The 17154-nt window shown below is 71.5% G+C and carries 12 protein-coding genes; 5 read left to right on the top strand and 7 right to left on the bottom strand.

The features are described 5' to 3' along the window. Positions 1 to 250, bottom strand: a 250-nt coding sequence (locus ACWDAK_RS35920; RefSeq protein WP_449806535.1) for a hypothetical protein, incomplete at its 3' end; no start/stop codon positions are given. A 663-nt stretch (positions 251 to 913) separates the two neighbouring features. Between ACWDAK_RS35920 and ACWDAK_RS35915 the strand changes: the two genes are divergently transcribed. The 5 genes from ACWDAK_RS35915 (at position 914) to ACWDAK_RS35895 (ending at position 9442) form a co-directional block, all read left to right on the top strand. Further along, a complete protein-coding gene (locus tag ACWDAK_RS35915) occupies positions 914 to 3010 on the top strand; it encodes a toxin glutamine deamidase domain-containing protein (RefSeq protein ID WP_344640923.1) in 2097 nt (698 codons plus the stop codon). Positions 3011 to 3019: 9 nt separating this feature from the next. Next, positions 3020 to 5002: an SUKH-4 family immunity protein gene (locus ACWDAK_RS35910; RefSeq protein ID WP_427395398.1), complete on the top strand. Its 1983-nt coding sequence runs from the start codon at positions 3020 to 3022 to the stop codon at positions 5000 to 5002. A gap of 781 nt (positions 5003 to 5783) precedes the next feature. Beyond that, on the top strand, positions 5784 to 6179 hold the full coding sequence (locus ACWDAK_RS35905; protein WP_344640921.1) for a hypothetical protein: 396 nt from the start codon (positions 5784 to 5786) through the stop codon (positions 6177 to 6179). A gap of 128 nt (positions 6180 to 6307) precedes the next feature. Then, positions 6308 to 8089 (top strand): ATP-binding protein, encoded by a 1782-nt coding sequence (locus ACWDAK_RS35900; RefSeq protein ID WP_427395397.1) that lies wholly within the window; start codon positions 6308 to 6310, stop codon positions 8087 to 8089. A gap of 51 nt (positions 8090 to 8140) precedes the next feature. Continuing rightward, positions 8141 to 9442, top strand: a complete 1302-nt coding sequence (locus ACWDAK_RS35895; protein ID WP_427395396.1) for an SUKH-4 family immunity protein — start codon at positions 8141 to 8143, stop codon at positions 9440 to 9442. Between the two features lie 36 nt (positions 9443 to 9478). On the opposite strand, the gene ACWDAK_RS35890 is transcribed toward ACWDAK_RS35895, so the two are convergent. The 6 genes from ACWDAK_RS35890 to ACWDAK_RS35865 form a co-directional block, all read right to left on the bottom strand. Then, positions 9479 to 9829, bottom strand: coding sequence for a hypothetical protein (locus ACWDAK_RS35890; RefSeq protein WP_344640918.1), 351 nt, complete (start codon positions 9827 to 9829; stop codon positions 9479 to 9481). A gap of 221 nt (positions 9830 to 10050) precedes the next feature. Continuing rightward, the gene (gene meaB / locus ACWDAK_RS35885) at positions 10051 to 11043 is read right to left on the bottom strand and encodes a methylmalonyl Co-A mutase-associated GTPase MeaB (protein WP_344640917.1); all 993 of its coding nucleotides are present in this window, start codon (positions 11041 to 11043) and stop codon (positions 10051 to 10053) included. Between the two features lie 31 nt (positions 11044 to 11074). Further along, positions 11075 to 13276, bottom strand: a complete 2202-nt coding sequence (gene scpA / locus ACWDAK_RS35880) for a methylmalonyl-CoA mutase (RefSeq protein WP_427395395.1) — start codon at positions 13274 to 13276, stop codon at positions 11075 to 11077. Further along, complete coding sequence (gene mutA, locus ACWDAK_RS35875) at positions 13276 to 15159, bottom strand: methylmalonyl-CoA mutase small subunit (RefSeq protein WP_344640915.1); 1884 nt, start codon at positions 15157 to 15159, stop codon at positions 13276 to 13278. The genes scpA and mutA overlap by 1 nt, the downstream gene beginning before the upstream one ends. Positions 15160 to 15407: 248 nt before the next feature. Then, positions 15408 to 15599 carry a hypothetical protein gene (locus tag ACWDAK_RS35870; RefSeq protein ID WP_427395394.1) on the bottom strand — a complete coding sequence of 64 codons (192 nt, stop codon included), beginning with the start codon at positions 15597 to 15599 and terminating at the stop codon, positions 15408 to 15410. Positions 15600 to 15846: 247 nt separating this feature from the next. Beyond that, positions 15847 to 16299 carry a hypothetical protein gene (locus ACWDAK_RS35865; RefSeq protein ID WP_427395393.1) on the bottom strand — a complete coding sequence of 151 codons (453 nt, stop codon included), beginning with the start codon at positions 16297 to 16299 and terminating at the stop codon, positions 15847 to 15849. Between the last annotated feature and the right edge of the window lie 855 nt (positions 16300 to 17154).

Here is a 17154-nt window from a genome sequence, read left to right as displayed (position 1 = left end):
GCAGGACGAGTCGGGGCTTCCCGGGACCGAACCTGCTGGGACGGCAGGCCACCCGGCCCAGCCGGCCGAGCACGGCGGTGCGCAGCGGCAGGACGAGTCTGGGCTTCCCGGGACCGAACCTGCTGGGACGGCAGGCCACCCGGCCCAGCCGGCCGAGCACGGCGGTGCGCAGCGGCAGGACGAGGCGGGCCGGCACACGTCCGACCCGGCCGCCGACCCGCGCCGCGTATCCGCCTCCGAGCCGGGCCACGCCGGGACCGGGCCGGAGAACACCACGACGTCCGCACCCGGACACGCCGCACCGGAGCACTCGGCCGACGGCCCCAGCGCGCCCACGCAGTCGGGTGCCGCGCCGCGGCCCGCGCACCCCGGAAGCGTGCCCCTCGGCCCCGTGCGCCCGCACGGGGGAGCCGAGGAGCCGGCAAGCCGTCCGGGGGGCGGTATACCCAGCCCCGAACGGCCCGACGGCCGGAACGAGGGCGGACCGGCCCGTCTGGAGGCGGACTCCGCAGGCACCGCGACCCTTCCCCGCCCGTCCGTCGCCGAACCGCCGGTGGCACACGGCCCGGACGGTACGGCGTCCCACCCGGACGTCTCCGCGTCCCCGGCCGCGCCCCCCGGCATGCCATCGATGGCCGCTCCCGTCGGCGGTGGCGCCGGTGGAGCCGCGCACGCGGGTACGTCAGGTGGAGCGGGCCGGGTCTCGACTCCGATCACGACGGGCCCGGTGCGCTCGTCCCACACCCCGTCAGCCGATTCACCGTCGACCGCTCGTCGTCCGGAAGCGGCGGGCGGCAGCCGGCCGCAGGAGCCCGTGCGTCTCGGGCAGAGCCGTCCCAGCCGTCCTGCGACACCGGCCGGCCAGGCCCCTTCGGCGCACCATCCCGCCGAGCCCCGGCCCACCCGGCCTCCGGTGGAGACGGGCCCGGTGCGCCGACCTGGCGCGCCGTCCGCCGAGCCGCCCGCGAACCGGCACCCGGCCGAGCCGAAGCCGAGCGGGCCCGCACCCGCCAAGGCCCCCACCGACAAGGCCGCTGGGCACACCGGGCCAGGCTCGCGCGCTCCGGAGCACTCCGTCCCGGGCCAGCGCACGCCGGATCACCAGGCCGCCGAGCACCAGCCGGCCGACCACCGCGCTCCCGAGCACCACACCGCCGACGACAACACGGCAACGCACCACCACAACGAGGACGGCGCAACCGCGCACAACCCGCACGAGCCGACGGAAGGGCACCACCCCCTCCCCGAGCACCCCCTCGCCGAGAGCCGTCCGCACGACGTCCCCGGCGGGCTGCAGCGGGTCGACCCGCACCACCAGCAGGACTTGGAGAGCCGCGTCCCGCGCAACCCGGACGGCACCCCGCAGCGTCACCCGGACCCGAACGGCGACTGGCCCGGCGCGATCAACGGTCCCGGGCACCGCGAGCCCGGCCGCAACAACAACTGCCTGGACGTCGCACTCTCCACCGCCGACACCTACAACGGCCACCCCACCGCGGCCGCCGCCCGCAGCCACGACGGCACCCACGAGGGCGAGCACGGTGGTCGCGACCGTGCCGAGCAGCAGCTGGGCGCCAAGTTCCGCGACCTCGGCAACGGCGAACACGCCTACCGCAACCTGGAGGACCAGCTCCGCGGGGCCGGGCACGGCTCACAGGCCGTCATCATCACCCAGGACGCCCACGGCCGCGCCCACGCCTGGAACGCGGTCAACCACCACGGCAAGATCACCTACCTCGACAACCAGACCGGTGCCCGCAGCCCCCACCCCATCCACGACGGCAAACACGGCGTCTGGGCCATCCCCCTTAACGCCGACCGGCACCCGCTCCCCGCCCACCACGAACCGTCGCCTCAGCTGTCCGAGCACAGCCCTGAACGTCGCGCGCCCGCCGAGCCGGCCAGCCACCCGGTGCGAGGATCGGCAGAGTTCGACGAGAAGCAGGCCAAGGACCATCAGCACCTGGGGATGCTTCCCGAGGAGTCACAGGTGGCGCTCCGCGACTCCGAGGAGCGCCACGTTTCCCAGATGGATCTCGAGAAGGCATACCATGCCCTCGACGAGTGGGAGCGCGACGGCGACCTGGGAAAGCTGCTCGATGACGCGGCGCTGCGGGGTCGTGAAGCCGACCCGAAGAACAATCATGTTCCCCGGGGCTTCTCTCACTCTGATCTCAAGAAGGCGCTGCCCGGATTTGACGAGATGCCTTCGGCTGAGCGATGTGCCATTGTCGCCGTGCTCGGACGTATGAGTCTCGGATTTCATCGTGGCAACGCTGTAAATCATGTCCTGGGTGATGCCGACCATTACGTAGTCGATGAATCCGGAGCCAAGCCCGAGAAGGGTGAATCCTGGGGCGTGCACTACCATGCCCGCGCGGACATGCGTGGTGGTCTTGCCGGCAAGAAGCCGGATCCGGCCCGTGCCACCTTCAATCACCTTGAGGAGACTTACGGCGCGGATACGGAGGGGAAGTCTTACGCCCAGCACGTACGGGAGACGGACGGCAGGAATGAGCATCGTCCGGACTTCACGGGTCGCAACTTCGCCGTTCTCGAGGTCTATGACCCGGTATCGAAGGAGACGCACTATGTCGTGGATTCTTCGATTCCCCAGGGAAACGCCAACCAGAACCACTCGGAACCGCATATCGGAAACTACTTTGATGCGGTGAACAAGCAGCGGATCGAGGCCGGACTGCCGGAGCTCGACCCAGTTCATCTCTACACCGAACGCGAGCCTTGTGGTGCGACATCCGGATCTCTGACAAAATCAGACTGCTCTCACTATATCGTCAATTCAGAATCTCTTTCTCATATCCCGGTCAGCTATGGCGTGGGATTTCGGAGAGGGCAGCTGGCGTCGGATCCGGTGGGTGAGTCGCTCGGTAAGAGAAAGGTGCAGACGGAACTGTCCGCACAGTTCAAGGAGCACCTGTCCCGCATCGGAGACTTGTGGATGAGGGCTTCGGCCAAGCGTCAGGGGATTTTGTTGGACACGGAGTCGTAGGCTGTGGCTATGACAGACGGAGGGGCACTGGACGGATGGGTCAGTATCGATTGCACCGGGCTCAGTCTTGAGCAGGTCTCGGGCGCGGTGGCGGAAGTGGCCCCCAGCTGTTCGGGGTTGGTGCTGGAACATGTCGAGCTGGCAGGGCCGCTGATCAGCTCGACCGAGTGGCAGCGCATCGGGAGGTGGGTGCAGACGGTCGCCTGTACCCGTGCGGCTGCGCGCAAGCCGGTCGTCATCAAGAAGGGCGCGGCACAGCCGATCGGTGTTCCGGAGTCGGTGCACTACGAGCTGCCGGGGACATCAGGGCAGCGGATGGAGTTGTTGCTCGCTGCTGCTGCGGCGTTGGAGCTTCCCCGGTCGCCGTTTGAGGTGTGGCAGGCGGTGGTGGAGGCGCTGGTCGGGTCGCCGCTGCCCGGCGAGAGCCTCCGGCAGCTTGCAGCGGGCCACCCCGACCTGGCTGTCGACGACGAGGCCGGGTTGTTGGGCTTTCGGGATGCGATGGTGCACCGTGAGGTGCGTCGACGTTTTCCGTTGACGGAAGTACAGCAGTCCCGTGTGTTCGGCGCGTTGGTCGACCTGTACCGTGGCGGCATTGAGCCAGAGGGTGCGGTCGCGGAGTACCTGTCGGCGGCACTGCCCGTGCACGCGGCGCTCGCAGGCGAGCTGGCTCGGTGGCTGGAAGATCCGGATTTCCTGGTGACGGTGGGCTGGTACGGCCTGGGGCTCGGTCTGCTACTTGCCTACCCGGATGGTGTTCCTCTCGGTGGGGTGGCCGGAGTGGTGCATTACCTCCTTGGGCAGCATCTGGACCCGGCAAGTCAGGCGGAGTGGCTCAGCTGGTTGCACCATGGGCTGATGAGCCGGAGGATGACCGAGCTCGCCGGTGGGGTCACTGCTCGGACGACTCTGCCCTGGCGGACGGTCTGGTCCCACTGGCACTGGCCCGGTGTGGTGAGCCCCAGCGCCGAGGTGTGGCCGGGTGGGCGCCTCGGTATCGTCGAATGGGGTGAAGGCGCGGCGGTCGCCAGCTGGGCCGAGCCGTCAGATCGGCCCGACTGGGAGGGCTTCGGTGAAGAGGACGTCGTAGCCGTGTGGGACTTCCAGACCGGGCAGCCGCTCCAAGGTCCGGTGTCTCAGGGACAGTCGCAGGCAGGTGCTCGGCTCGGGCCCGAGCACGGGGTGGTCAAGGCCCATGTCAGACGCGGACGCTGGTTCAATACGGTGGAACAGGCTCCGCTTGCAGGCCTGCCTGGGCCGATCAGTCTGTTGTCCGAAGCGATCCGTTGCCCGGACCCCGATGACGACAGGGCGCTGTGGGTCTTCGTCGGCCGGGTGGGCATCTTCGCAGCATTGGTGGACGAGGCGGCGGTCGCCGCGCTCCCGTCGGCCCGTCGCGGCAAGGAGATCGAGCCACTCACCGGACGGGGCCGGTGGGCGCCCCCGGAGCGGATCCCGCCGGGCGCCACGGTGACCCGGGAACTACTGGAGGAGGACTGGGCTTTCGGCCCGGGTGCCTGCCGTACGATCCCCCCGGAGCGGCTGCCTGAGGACGTGGTCCACGCCCCCACCGTTCGGTTCCTCACCGACGTAGGCTGGCCGGCAACCGAGTTGGCCAGCCTACGGCCGGCCGACCTTGCACTCGGGTCCCTGCAGCGGTGGGAGCACAGGCCAGGCTTCGTGGCCGGACTGGGGACCCTCCGAGGGAGGGTCCTGCTGCTGGACGGCAACGTTGGGCAGGTGTTTCTGGGCGGTGACGGGGGAGCGTTCGACGGTCCGCCGACGCCGGTCGCGGGTAGCCTGGCTGCGCTGCTGCACATCCTCCTGCTGTGGGACGCCGTGTCGGCCACGCCTGTGTTGGAAGGGGAGGACGACGCCCAAGACCTGCAGGATTCCATCGAGGGGTGGCTCCGGGAGATTGATCCGGCGCCGGTCGATCGGGGCTTCTGGGAGCTGGAGTTCGCGGAGATTTTCGGCAGCGACTACGAGTGAGACGTGGCGATGGTTCGCCCTGCCGATGCATGCGAGGACGAGTCTCGGAGTAGTCCGATGCTTGCTGCGGCGCCATGGCAGATACATAGCGAACTACCAGACATGGGAGAGCACATGTGCGCCTCGACTGCAGGACTCAGCCTCGGGCTGCCGGGCTCGCCGGTTCGGCAGTGCATGACCTGCCCGTGCTGATCGAGCAGCCCGAGTTCCTGGCCGCTGTCGGGCGGGCCGAGCTGCTCGCGGCCATGGCGCGGTGCTGGTCCGACGGCGTGCCCGTGGGAACGCCGGCCGAGGACATCCATCACCTGGAACGGCTGAGCGTCAGCCCCGCGGCCGACCGGCACGGCGAGTGGCTCTCCTGGCTGCATCTGTTGCTGGTCAGCCACGGGCGGGACGGGGACGCCGCCGCGCTTGTGGCGGCAGGGCCCCGTCTGCCTTGGCGCACCGTGTGGTCGCGGTGGGTCCCTCCCGGTGCCAGGGCGAACTGCCCGGCACCGGGAGGGATGGTGACGGTCCTCCGGGTGGTCGTGAGCCTCACGCCCGCCGAACTGCCGGAGCAGGCGCGGAAGCCGAGCCGCGCGTGGTCGGCGGCGTGCTTCGGCGTCGAGTCGCTGTGGTCGGCGGACGAATCCGCTCTTCCGAGCGGGTTGCGGCACGGTCCCTCCCGCAGGTTCCTGAGCGAGGTCGGCTTCCCGGTCCTGCGAAGCCCGCTGCTCAGGCTGAACTCCGAGGTCCTGGCGGCGTGGGGCCTGGGCGACGGATCCGCACCGCCGATCTGCACGTGGACGAGCGGGAGATCGAGCACCGGGGCGAGTACTGCGACGTCGTCGCCGAAGACGGGGAGGAACTCATCGCGGTGGACGGTGCCACCGGCAAGGTCTCCGTGTACAACCATTTCGACGTCGAGGGCTATTGCGGGGGCCCGGTCGCCTCGTCGATCGCCCAGTTCGCCGCGCTGCTGCGGATTTACTCGACCTACTACTACGACGCTACCCCTGCCGAACTCGCCGATGCGGAGCGTGCTCTGCGCGGCTGGGCACAGGAACATAGCGATGATGGGCGGACGGCAAGAGTCAAACCGTGCCGCGTGTCGGCCGGACGCTCCGCGGAAGGCCGCGGCGGTGGCGGCAGGCCGGGCGCTCGTGGGCGTGGCGCGGTGCCACTCGCTGGAGAATGAGCCGTGAATCGGATGATCCTGGAGACTCTGAAGTGACCGACTTGACCACCTATCAACCGCACCCGCACATCGGTGGCCGGGCTAACGTGCTCCGCGAGCTGGCGCGTTGGCGGGTCGGAGGTCCGGATGTGCCGAAGGTAGTGCTGCTGGCGGGTGGTCCGGGGAGCGGGCGGACGCACCTGCTCGCCGGGTTCCTGATGCTGTGTGATCCCGGCTACCGGGAGCGGATGGACACGGATGTCCTGGACCCGAGCACCGTGCCGCCCGCCGGGCTGCCCGCACCGCTGGTGTTCGGGGCTACCGGGTTGACCACGGCCCAGCTGCTCTGGGCAGTTGCCGACGCGCTGGGCATGGACGTCAACCGTACCGAGGACGTCTACCGACTGCTGGCGGATCCGCTGCCCGAGGGCATGGACACCATCCCGGTGGTCATACCCGACGTGGACCGGGCCGGAGTGCTGCGCGAGTTGGCGGAACCGGCGAAGGTCGCCGCAGAGGTGCTCCGGCCGCTGGCGCTGTCGCCCGGGCTGCGGCTGCTCGCCGACCTGCCGCGCGCCGAGGTGGAGCGGCTGGCGGCCGAGCTGGCCGAGGAACTGCCCGCCGGGCAGCTGCGGGTGATCGACCTCGATGCGGCGCCCTGGGCCGACGAACAGGGGCTGGCGCTGCAGGCCGAGATGATGCTGGACGACGCCATGTCTCCGCTCGCGCCCGAGCTCGCGCGCCGGGCGGGCAGCCCGCTGGTGGTCCGGCTGGCGGCGTGGTCGCTGCGGGTCACCCCGGACGCCGGGGCGCCTGCCGTGCTGCCGGCGAGTGTGGGTGACGTGCTCGACCTGCACGCCGAGCGATGTGGTGTGCAGGAGCTGACGCTGCGACGGCTGCTGGCGCCGCTCGCGCTCGCGGGAGAGGGCGCGACGCTGCCGCTCGACCTCTGGGCGGACCTCGCCTCCGCGGTCGCGGGCAAGGACCTCGCCACGGATCTGGCGGACGGCCAGATGCTGCTGACGCCGTTCTTCGACCTGGTCGGGAAGGAGGGGGAGCCGCCCGCCGTCGCCCTGGTGCATCCGGCGATCGCCGACGAGCTGCGCGAGCGCATGGGCGGGACGGTGCGCGAGGCCCAACGCCGCATCACCACGGCACTGCTGGCCACCCTGCCGTCCGGCGGCCCGGAGCGCTGGACGGCTGCCGGGCCGTATGTACGGAAGCAGCTGATCGGGCACGCGCTGGAGGGCGGGATCCTGCCGGAGCTGCTGGCCGACCCCGGCTTCCTGCTGTACGCCGAGCAGGTGCCGCTGCGGGCGGCGGTCGAGCATCTCGCGGCCGCCGGGGCCGAGTTGCCGATGGCGGCCCGTACCTGGCTGCGGCTGGCGCCGCTGTTCACCCGCACCGCGGTCGGTCCGGTCCTGCGGGCCGCGCTGCTGGAGCACGCCTTCCGCCAGGACGGCCTGGCCGCACCGGAGTTCGGCATCGAACTGCCGTGGCGGACGCTGTGGGCCAAGCCGCTGCCCGGCGTCACCGCACTCACCGCCGGGCTCACCCCCGAGGGGGCGTCCATGCTCGTCGCCGACGTGGGGGAGGAGAGCGCCGGACCGGTGGGGTTCGACGCGCACACGGGGGACGAGCTCGTGGTGGACGTCGAGCGAATGGTCCGCCCGTCCGACGAACAGCGCGCCGCGGCCGGGCTGATGCTCAGCGTCGGCGGCGACTACGTACGGGTCTGGCCGGTCGACGGTGAGAGCCCGCTCGCGGTCTTCCTCTCCTCCGGCCCGCTCGGCGGTGCGGACCTCACACCGGACGGGCTGCTGCTGCTGGCCGACGCCCGCGGCGTCAGCGCGCTGGCGCTCGCCGGGACCGGGCTGCCTCAGGCGGCTGCCGAGGCCGACGGGGCGGCGGCCGTCGAGACCGTGGTGTGAACCCAGCGATAACCTGACCTGCATCCGATGGCTTCGAAGGAGAACGACCGCGTGACGACCCGTGAGCAGGCGATCGAGGCGGCGCACCAGTGGATCAACGGTGGACGGCCCCAGGAGCAGTGGCGCCGCATCGCCGTGCACGAGTTCGACCTCGGCTGGGTGCTGTGGGCCGAGCAGCAGGTGGCGCCGGTCGACCCCGGCTCGGGAGAGCGCCGGGCACCGGCCGAGGTGGGCTCGGCGTGCGTGGTGGTCGACCGGGCCACCGGTGAGCTGACGACCTGGCCGTCGGTGCCGGTGGAAGAGGTCGTACAGCTCTACCGGGACAAGCTCGGCGCGGGCTCGTACGACTCGGCGCGGCCTCCGGTGACCGGGCCCGGTTCGACCGCGGTGCTGACCTACCGGGATGCCCAAGGCGAGGAGCAGTACTTCTTCCAGTCCTCTGCGCCCGGCTACCCGCATCCCGATGTGCGCGCTTGGCGCGCGCTGCAGGCGCAGGGGGTGCGGGCGGAGGACGTGCTGGCCGTGCACACCGACCTGCGGCCGTGCGAACTGCCGGGCGGCTACTGCGCGGCGACGCTGCTCGCCGAGCTACCAGTGGCCTCGTTCTCCTACGCGCAGGACTACGGTCCGCGCTACGACCGGCGGGCGGCCGGGGTGCGGGCGTTGGTCGAGCAGACCGAGAAGGTCTTCCAGGGGGCCGGACGGCCGGTGCCGCCGCGCCCCAACCGGGTGCCGTTCCCGCGCGGCGCGCAGGCTGCGGCACCCGAGGCGGACGAGGCGCTCGGCGCCCGGTTCGCCGCACAGTTCGGCCCGGACGGGGTATGGCGGTTCGGGGCGGACGAGGTGGCTCAGAGCCTGCTGCCCGAGGCCGCCGGCCGCACGTTGACGGTGGCGGGGCTTCCGGTCCGGGTTGAGCACTTCTTCACCGCCCACACCGGCCTGCCGACGGCGGCCGCGCAGCTGGCCGAGTCCGGTCGGGGTGCGCGGGTGTCCGACCAGGCACGGGCGGTCCTCGCCGAGTACGTGGTGCTGGGCGACGACGGCCACGCGCTGATCGCCGTCCAGTGCGGCGACGGCGGCACCGGTACGGGGTCGGGCGTCGGCCGGGTGTGGGCCGTCGACCCGGACAACGGGAGCGGCCGGTACGCCAACGCGGACGTGTCGGCCTACCTCCGCTGCCTGGCCCTGTTCGCCGTCCGCTGGCCCGCGCTGCGCGGGCTCGACGTGTTCGCCGCGGGGGCCGCCGTGGCCGCCCTGCAGCAGGAGCTGGCCGCGATCGACGGGACGGTCTTCAACGACCCGGAGAACTGGTGGGCGGTCGTCGTCGAGCAGCTCTGGGACGGGCTGCTGTAACGCCGTCCTCTGTAACGCCGTCCTCCCGAGGAGCCGTCAGGCCCGGTTGCCCGGGGCCGTCCCGCTCTCGCGCGTGGCGGCCCCGCTCTCCGACAGCTTCCGGGCCCGCTCCTCGGACGCGCGGCGTTCCTCCGGCGTCATCCGCTCGGCGGCGTCACGGATCTGGGAGAGCCGGTCGCCGATGGCGTCGAGGTAGTGGCTGGACCGGACGGCGTCCCGCATGCTCATCCGGCCGCTCAGCACCTCCTTGGCCATCTCCTGCAGCTGGGGGCCGACGGACGGTGAACCGGCCATGCTCCGCAGGGCCCGGTGGAGGGAGGCCGCCTGCTCGGGGTCCTCGGCGACATCCAGCAGTTCGTCGTCCGTGATCTCGTACTCCGCGCCCATCCCTGGCGCTCCTTCCCCCGGTTGCGCGCCTCGGCCGGCCTCGCGGCCCTGCTCCGGCGTTGACCTTCCGATCATAGGCGCGGGAGGCCGGACGGGTCGCGGCCCTGTCGGAGACCGCCTCCGAAGACACACCCGGAAGCCGTCCCGAGGAGACCGACCCGAGGAAGCTCCCGGGAGCCGTCCCGACGAGACCGTCCCGAGGAAGCTCCCGGGCCCCGGGTTCAGCCGGTCGAGCGGAAGCCGTCCAGGATGCGCTGGGCGGCCAGCGTCGCGGTCAGCGTGCCATCGCGGACCTGCTGCTCCAACTGCGGTGCGAGGCGACGCACTTCGGGGTGTTCGCGGAGTTGGGAGAGCAGCTGGTCGTGGACCATCGCCCAGGTCCAGTCGACTTGCTGGTCGCGCCGCTTGGCGGCCAGCGCTCCGGTGGTGTCCATCAGCCGGCGGTGCTGCTGGAGGCGGTCCCAGAGGGTGTCCAGGCCGCCGCCGTCCAGACCGCTGCAGGTGAGCACCGGCGGGCTCCAGGCCGCGTCCGGCGCCTGGAGCAGGCGCAGCGCACCCGCCAACTCCCGTGCGGCGGCCCGGGCGTCGCGCTCGTGCGGACCGTCCGCCTTGTTGACGGCGACCAGGTCGGCGAGCTCCAGGACGCCCTTCTTGATGCCCTGCAGCTGGTCGCCGGTGCGGGCCAGGGTGAGCAGCAGGAAGGAGTCGACCATGTTCGCCACCGTGGTCTCCGACTGGCCCACGCCGACCGTCTCGACCAGTACCACGTCGTAGCCGGCGGCCTCCATCACCACCATGGACTCGCGGGTGGCCCTCGCCACGCCGCCGAGCGTGCCGGAGGTGGGGGAGGGCCGGACGAAGGCATCGGGATCGGTGGAGAGCTTCTCCATCCGGGTCTTGTCGCCGAGGATGGAGCCGCCGGTGCGGCTGGAGGTCGGGTCGACGGCGAGCACCGCGACCCGGTGGCCCCGGCCGGTGAGCATGGTGCCGAGCGCTTCGATGAAGGTCGACTTGCCGACTCCCGGCACACCGGTGATGCCGACCCGCACCGCACCGCCGGAGTGCGGCAGCAGCTCGACCAGCAGCCGCTGGGCGAGCTCGCGGTGGTCGGGCCGGGTGGACTCGACAAGGGTGATGGCCCGCGCGATCCAGGCGCGCGAGCCGTCGAGCACACCCTGCCGGTACTGGTCGAGGTCGATCGTCCGAGGCGGCATCTCTTCAGCGGCTCACAGTTCCTTCAGAGGCTCACAGTTCGTGGCCGAGGTCGGCGGCGAGCGACTTCAGCAGGTCGTACGCCGCGTCCGGAATCACCGTGCCGGGCGGGAAGACCGCCGCGGCACCGGCCTGGTGGAGGGCGTCGAAGTCCTGCGGCGGGATGACGCCGCCGACCACGATGGTGATGTCCTCCCGGCCGGCCTCGGCGAGTTCGGCGCGCAGCGCCGGCACCAGGGTGAGATGTCCGGCGGCCAGCGAGGAGACGCCGACGATGTGCACGTCGGCCTCGACCGCCTGGCGGGCGACCTCGCCCGGCGTCTGGAAGAGCGGGCCGACGTCCACGGTGAAGCCGAGGTCGGCGAAGGCGGTGGCGATCACCTTCTGGCCGCGGTCGTGCCCGTCCTGGCCCATCTTGGCGACCAGGATGCGCGGACGGCGGCCCTCGGCCTCCTCGAACTTCTCGACCAGTTCCCGGGTGCGCTGCACACCCTCCGAAGGTCCTGCCTCGTCTCGGTACACACCGGAGATGGTACGGATCTGGCCGGAGTGCCGTCCGTACACCTTCTCCAGGGCGTCGGAGATCTCGCCGACGGTGGCCTTGGCGCGGGCGGCGTTCACCGCCAGCGCGAGCAGGTTGCCGTCCAGCGAGGAGCCCTGCGGGCCGGCCTCGGCAGCGGCGGTGAGCGCCCGCAGCGCGTCCTGGCAGACGGCCTCGTCGCGCTCGGCGCGCAGCCGGCGGAGCTTGTCGATCTGCTGGGCGCGCACCGAGGAGTTGTCGACCTTGAGCACGTCGATCTGCTCGTCGCTGGCCACCCGGTACTTGTTGACGCCGATCACCGGCTGGCGGCCGGAGTCGATCCGCGCCTGGGTACGGGCGGCGGCCTCCTCCACGCGCAGCTTGGGGATGCCCGCGTCGATGGCCTTGGCCATGCCGCCGGCCGCCTCGACCTCCTGGATGTGCTGCCAGGCGCGGCGGGCCAGGTCGTGGGTGAGCTTCTCGACGTAGGCGCTGCCGCCCCAGGGGTCGATCACCCGGCAGGTGCCGGACTCCTGCTGGAGCAGCAACTGGGTGTTGCGGGCGATCCGGGCGGAGAAGTCGGTCGGCAGGGCGAGGGCCTCGTCCAGGGCGTTGGTGTGCAGCGACTGGGTGTGGCCCTGGGTCGCGGCCATCGCCTCCACGCAGGTGCGGGTGACGTTGTTGAACACGTCCTGCGCGGTGAGCGACCAGCCCGAGGTCTGCGAATGGGTGCGCAGCGACAGCGACTTGGTGTTCTTGGGGTCGAACTGCTTGACCAGCTTCGCCCACAGCAGCCGGGCGGCGCGCAGCTTGGCGATCTCCATGAAGAAGTTCATGCCGATCGCCCAGAAGAACGACAGCCGGGGCGCGAAGGCGTCCACGTCCAGGCCCGCACCGAGTCCGGCCCGCAGGTACTCCACGCCGTCGGCCAGGGTGTAGGCCAGCTCCAGGTCGGCGGTGGCCCCGGCCTCCTGGATGTGGTAGCCGGAGATGGAGATCGAGTTGTAGCGGGGCATCTTCTGCGAGGCGTACGCGAAGATGTCCGAGATGATCCGCATCGACGGCTGCGGCGGGTAGATGTAGGTGTTGCGGACCATGAACTCCTTGAGGATGTCGTTCTGGATGGTCCCCGCCAGCTTCTCGGGCGGCACCCCCTGCTCCTCGGCCGCCACGATGTACAGCGCCAGTACGGGCAGCACGGCGCCGTTCATGGTCATCGACACCGACATCCGGTCCAGCGGGATGCCGTCGAAGAGCTGTCGCATGTCGTAGATGGAGTCGATCGCCACACCCGCCATGCCGACGTCGCCGGTCACCCGGGGGTGGTCGCTGTCGTAGCCGCGGTGGGTCGGCAGGTCGAAGGCGACCGAGAGGCCCTTCTGGCCCGCCGCCAGGTTGCGCCGGTAGAAGGCGTTGGACTCCTCGGCGGTGGAGAAGCCCGCGTACTGGCGGATCGTCCAGGGCTGGTTGACGTACATCGTCGGGTACGGGCCGCGCAGGTAGGGCGCGATGCCCGGGTAGGTGCCGAGGAAGTCCAGGCCCGCCAGGTCCTCGGCGGTGTACAGCGGCTTGACGTCGACGCCCTCCGGGGTCTCCCAGACCAGCTCCTCGACGTCCTTGCCGGTGGCCTGCTGCCAGGTGGACCGCCACTGCTCGCCGGTGGCCCGGGCGCCGAACTCCCCGTCCAGCCCGATGGTGGTGAAGTCGGGGATCATCACGCCACTCCGATCTCGTTCAGCAGGGAGGAGAGCAGGGCCACCGCGTCGCAGCCCGCGAAGACGAACTCGTCCACTCCCGCTCGCTGGTACGCCTCGCCCAGTTCGCCCGGACGGCCCGCCAGCAGCACCTTGGCGGCACCGGCCGCCTTCAGGGCCGCGGCGACCGCCTCGGCGTGCTCCTCGTACACCTTGTCGCCGGAGCAGAGGCAGGCGACGGTGGCGCCGCTCGCGGCGAAGGCCCCGCCCAGTGCGGCCGGCTCCAGGCCCTCGGCGGTCACGGTCTCGATGCCGCCCGCCTGGAACAGGTTGGCCGCGAAGGTCGAGCGGGCCGTGTGCACGGCGGCGGTGCCGAGTGCGGCCAGGAACAGCCTGGGGCGGGCGCCGGTGGCGGCCAGGTGTGCGTCGGAGCGGGCGCGCAGCGCCTCGTACGCCTCCGCGCGGCGGACCCGGGGCAGGCCGCCGCCGAGCGGGGCGGGCGCGGCCTCGCGCACCAGCGGTTGCTCGCCGAGGTTGGGGAACTCACTGACGCCGGTGACGGGTTCGCGGCGCTTGGCGAGGGCCACCGAGCGCTCGGCCCAGGTCCCGGCGATCCGCTCGCCGACCAGCCCGGCGGTGAGTGCGGCCCGCTGGCCGCCGGCCCGCTCGATCTCCTGGAAGTGCTCCCAGGCGGCGTGCGCCAGCTCGTCGGTGAGCCGCTCGACGTACCAGGAGCCGCCGGCCGGGTCGACCACCCTGGCCAGGTGGGACTCCTCCAGCAGGATCGACTGGGTGTTGCGGGCGATCCGGCGGGCGAAGGCGTCCGGCAGGCCGACGGCCTCGTCGAACGGCAGCACGGTGACGGCGTCCGCGCCGCCGACGCCCGCAGCCAGGCAGGCGACCGTGGTGCGCAGCATGTTCACCCACGGGTCGCGCTCGGTCATCATCACGCTGGAGGTCACCGCGTGCTGGCGCTGGGCGGCGGCCTCGGCGGTGATCCCGGAGACCTGGGCCACCCGGGCCCAGATCCGGCGGGCGGCGCGGAACTTGGCGATGGTCAGGAACTGGTCCTCGGTGGCCGCGTAGCGGAACTCCAGCTGGCCGGCGGCCGCGTCCGCGGTGAGTCCGGCGGCGGTCAGTTCGCGCAGGTAGGCGACGCCGGTGGCCAGCGCGCAGCCGAGCTCCTGGGCGGCCGAGGCGCCGGCGTCGTGGTAGACGAGCGCATCGACGGTGAGCGCGCGGACGCCGGGGTACGTGCCCTCGCACTGTGCGGCGAGAGCGGCGGTGTCGGCGAGCAGTGCATCGGTGCGGGAGTCGTCACCGGTACGGGCGAGCAGGCCCAGCGGGTCGGCGCCCAGATTGCCCGAGGCGGCCTCGGCGAGTACCCCGTTCTCCGCGAGCAGGGCGAAGAACTGCTCGGCGGCGGCCCGGAATTCCGCACCCGCGTCGAGGGTCACCGAGGCGAGGTCCAGATAGACGCCCCGCAGCGCGGCGGGCAGCACGGAGACCGGCAGCCCGGCCTCGCCGAGCACCAGCCAGAGCGAGGTGACGCCGTTCTCCAGGTCCGCGAGCACCGCCTCGTTCGACCGTGCGGCGTCCGGGTCGGCGTGGCGCTGCCGGACGTCCCACCCGGAGACGGCCGAGCCCTGCGGGCGGCCGCCGCGGACGAAGGGCGGGAAGCCCGGGAACCCGGCGTCGGCCGGGGCGTCCTCGGCGGTGTACAGCGGACGGGCGCGCAGGCCGTCCTGGAGCTGGGTGGTGAGGGAGTCCTCGGCCTGTGCGCCGGCCACGTCCTGCGCACCCGACTTGCGGAGAACGCCTTCGACCAGGCGCTGCCACTGCTCACGGGTCGCGTCCGGGAACTCGGCGGCCAGAGGGAGCCCTTCGGGCGGGACCGTCGTCATGAGGGCAGGTTAGTGCCCGTCAACGGGACGGCATCAGCCCCCTGGAGTGTGACGTTTCCCTCTCTGCACCCCAGGCCCCGCGGAGTGCCGCGGAGCCCGGTCGCGGCTGGTCGCGGAACTGCCGGAACCCGCCCGGCCGGTGGCCTCGCAGGCGTGCAGCACGGCGGCCGAGGCTCCCGTCCGGGCAGCGCCCGAAGCATGGGGACCGGGCGGCAGTCGGGGGCGGCTAGGGGTGGCGGACCGCCGGGTCAGGTGGTCTTGTGGCCGGTGACCGGCATCAGCTCGACCGTGCTCGCGATGTCGGCGTGCCCGACGGCCGGCTGCGCGCGGTCGGCCGCGACCAGTCGGCTGATCAGGTCGTCGCCGGGCGTGCGCGCCTCGAAGGTGGCCAACTGGGTGACGCACCAGTCGAGTTCGTGGTGTGCCCGGCCCCGCGACATCCGAGATCGAGGCCGAGGTGGGGCCGCCCCGAAGCCCTACTGGCAACCTCCGCCTCGGCCGCCTCGATCGACGACGACAGCACTTCCGGGTGGCCCTCCGCCCTTGCTCCCTGATCGCCGGGCGGGCCCCCGACCACGGGACCGGCCCCGAAACCGGGCAAGGCCACCGGAACTCCTCGACATCCGGACGGCGAACTCGGCGCCTTCGACTGATGCGTACGACCGGGCTCGTTCGGAGCAGGACTTGCTACTCAGCGCGTGCGGGCGCGAAATGCGGCTTGCACGCGGGCAGGAACATCAGCACGGCCGCTCCGACCGCCAGTGCGGTGGGGACGCCCTGCCTCATGATCGACCAGTCGAAGCCGTTCATGCCCGTGTCGGCGAGCAGGGAGAGCGAACCGATCGCCCCGAGGACGGCGAGCACGATGCGGGCCCAGTTCCGGCCCTGACGCATCCTGAGCGCCAAGAACAGCCACAGTGCGTCGGTCAGCAGCAGGAACCCGGCAGAAAGGGCGAGTTGCAGGGCCGCCCCCTGCGTCCCCAGCGTGCTGCGCAATTCGTCAAATCCGGTGGGAGGGATGACGAACACGTCGAGCAGCCAGGTGGCGGCCTCGACGGCCATCGCGGCGAGCGAGATCCTGAAGGCTGTTCGCACTTCCCTCGGGCACCACCCGGCCCGGCCCGCGTCCTTGCTGATCACCCGTTCTCCTCGTTCAGTGGAATGGCAGCGGACTCCCGTTCGGGACACCGCCCGACCACAGCGGCGGTGTCGCGGAACGGGAACGGAACCGAGACCTCCGTGGTTCCGCAACCCACAACCCGCCATGCCGTGCAGGTTGGTGCTTCTCTCCAGACACAGACGATCAACTCGGCGGCCGGGTTGCACATTTGCGGCGACAAGGCCGACTCCACCGGCTCAAGGAGAGATCGGCCGAACACCCGAGCGTCGACACCGTTCCGGACCTCCGCGTGGGTTGTCCGCGTGCGCCGGGCCGTGACAGTACGGAGCCGCCGCCGGCCTTCGCCGGGCCTCGGACAGCCCCAACGGCTCAGCGCGGAGGACGGGTCCACGCCGCCTGGTATGCCCCGGGGACTCGACGTTTGCCCGGGAGCTTCGATGGGGGTAGTGTTGTCGGGTCGCTCGGCAGGGAGCACCGGACACGCATCGGCGCGGACGGTCCCGGGGCGGCCAATCCTCTGAAACGCCACTTCTTCTGTTCGGGCTGGGTCGTGCCTTGTCGCGGCTCGGTGCGAATTGTTGTGTGTTTTTCTGGATTGCGGCCGGGATTCGCTTCGTGGAGCGGGGATCGGCTAAGGTTTGAAACGTCGGACGGGCCGTCAGGTCGGGTCCGGTGAAAAGCCTCCTGAAAGCCGGGAAGCGTGAAAGGCGAGTCAGAGGGATCTGATAGAGTCGGAAGCGCCGAAAGGCCGAAGGAAAGCGAATCGGATGAGTGAGGCTCTGGAAAACGGAGCGGAAAACATCTGATAAGCTGGAAACACGAAAGAACGAAGCGCCCGGAGGTTCCGCTGGAAGGCGGTCCGAAGGAAGCGTCCG

It is taken from the genome of Kitasatospora sp. NPDC001175, from assembly GCF_053598215.1.
The sequence above is the reverse complement of the archived record's forward strand: the minus strand, read 5'-3'. Positions and strand labels throughout refer to the sequence as shown.

What these genes read in the sequence shown, in the direction of transcription:
- ACWDAK_RS35910 (WP_427395398.1), top strand. Translation starts at nt 3,020, where the DNA reads ATGACAGACGGAGGGGCACTGGACGGATGGGTCAGTATCGATTGCACC.
- ACWDAK_RS35890 (WP_344640918.1), bottom strand. Translation starts at nt 9,829, where the DNA reads ATGGGCGCGGAGTACGAGATCACGGACGACGAACTGCTGGATGTCGCC.
- meaB (WP_344640917.1), bottom strand. Translation starts at nt 11,043, where the DNA reads ATGCCGCCTCGGACGATCGACCTCGACCAGTACCGGCAGGGTGTGCTC.
- scpA (WP_427395395.1), bottom strand. Translation starts at nt 13,276, where the DNA reads ATGATCCCCGACTTCACCACCATCGGGCTGGACGGGGAGTTCGGCGCC.
- mutA (WP_344640915.1), bottom strand. Translation starts at nt 15,159, where the DNA reads ATGACGACGGTCCCGCCCGAAGGGCTCCCTCTGGCCGCCGAGTTCCCG.
- ACWDAK_RS35870 (WP_427395394.1), bottom strand. Translation starts at nt 15,599, where the DNA reads ATGTCGCGGGGCCGGGCACACCACGAACTCGACTGGTGCGTCACCCAG.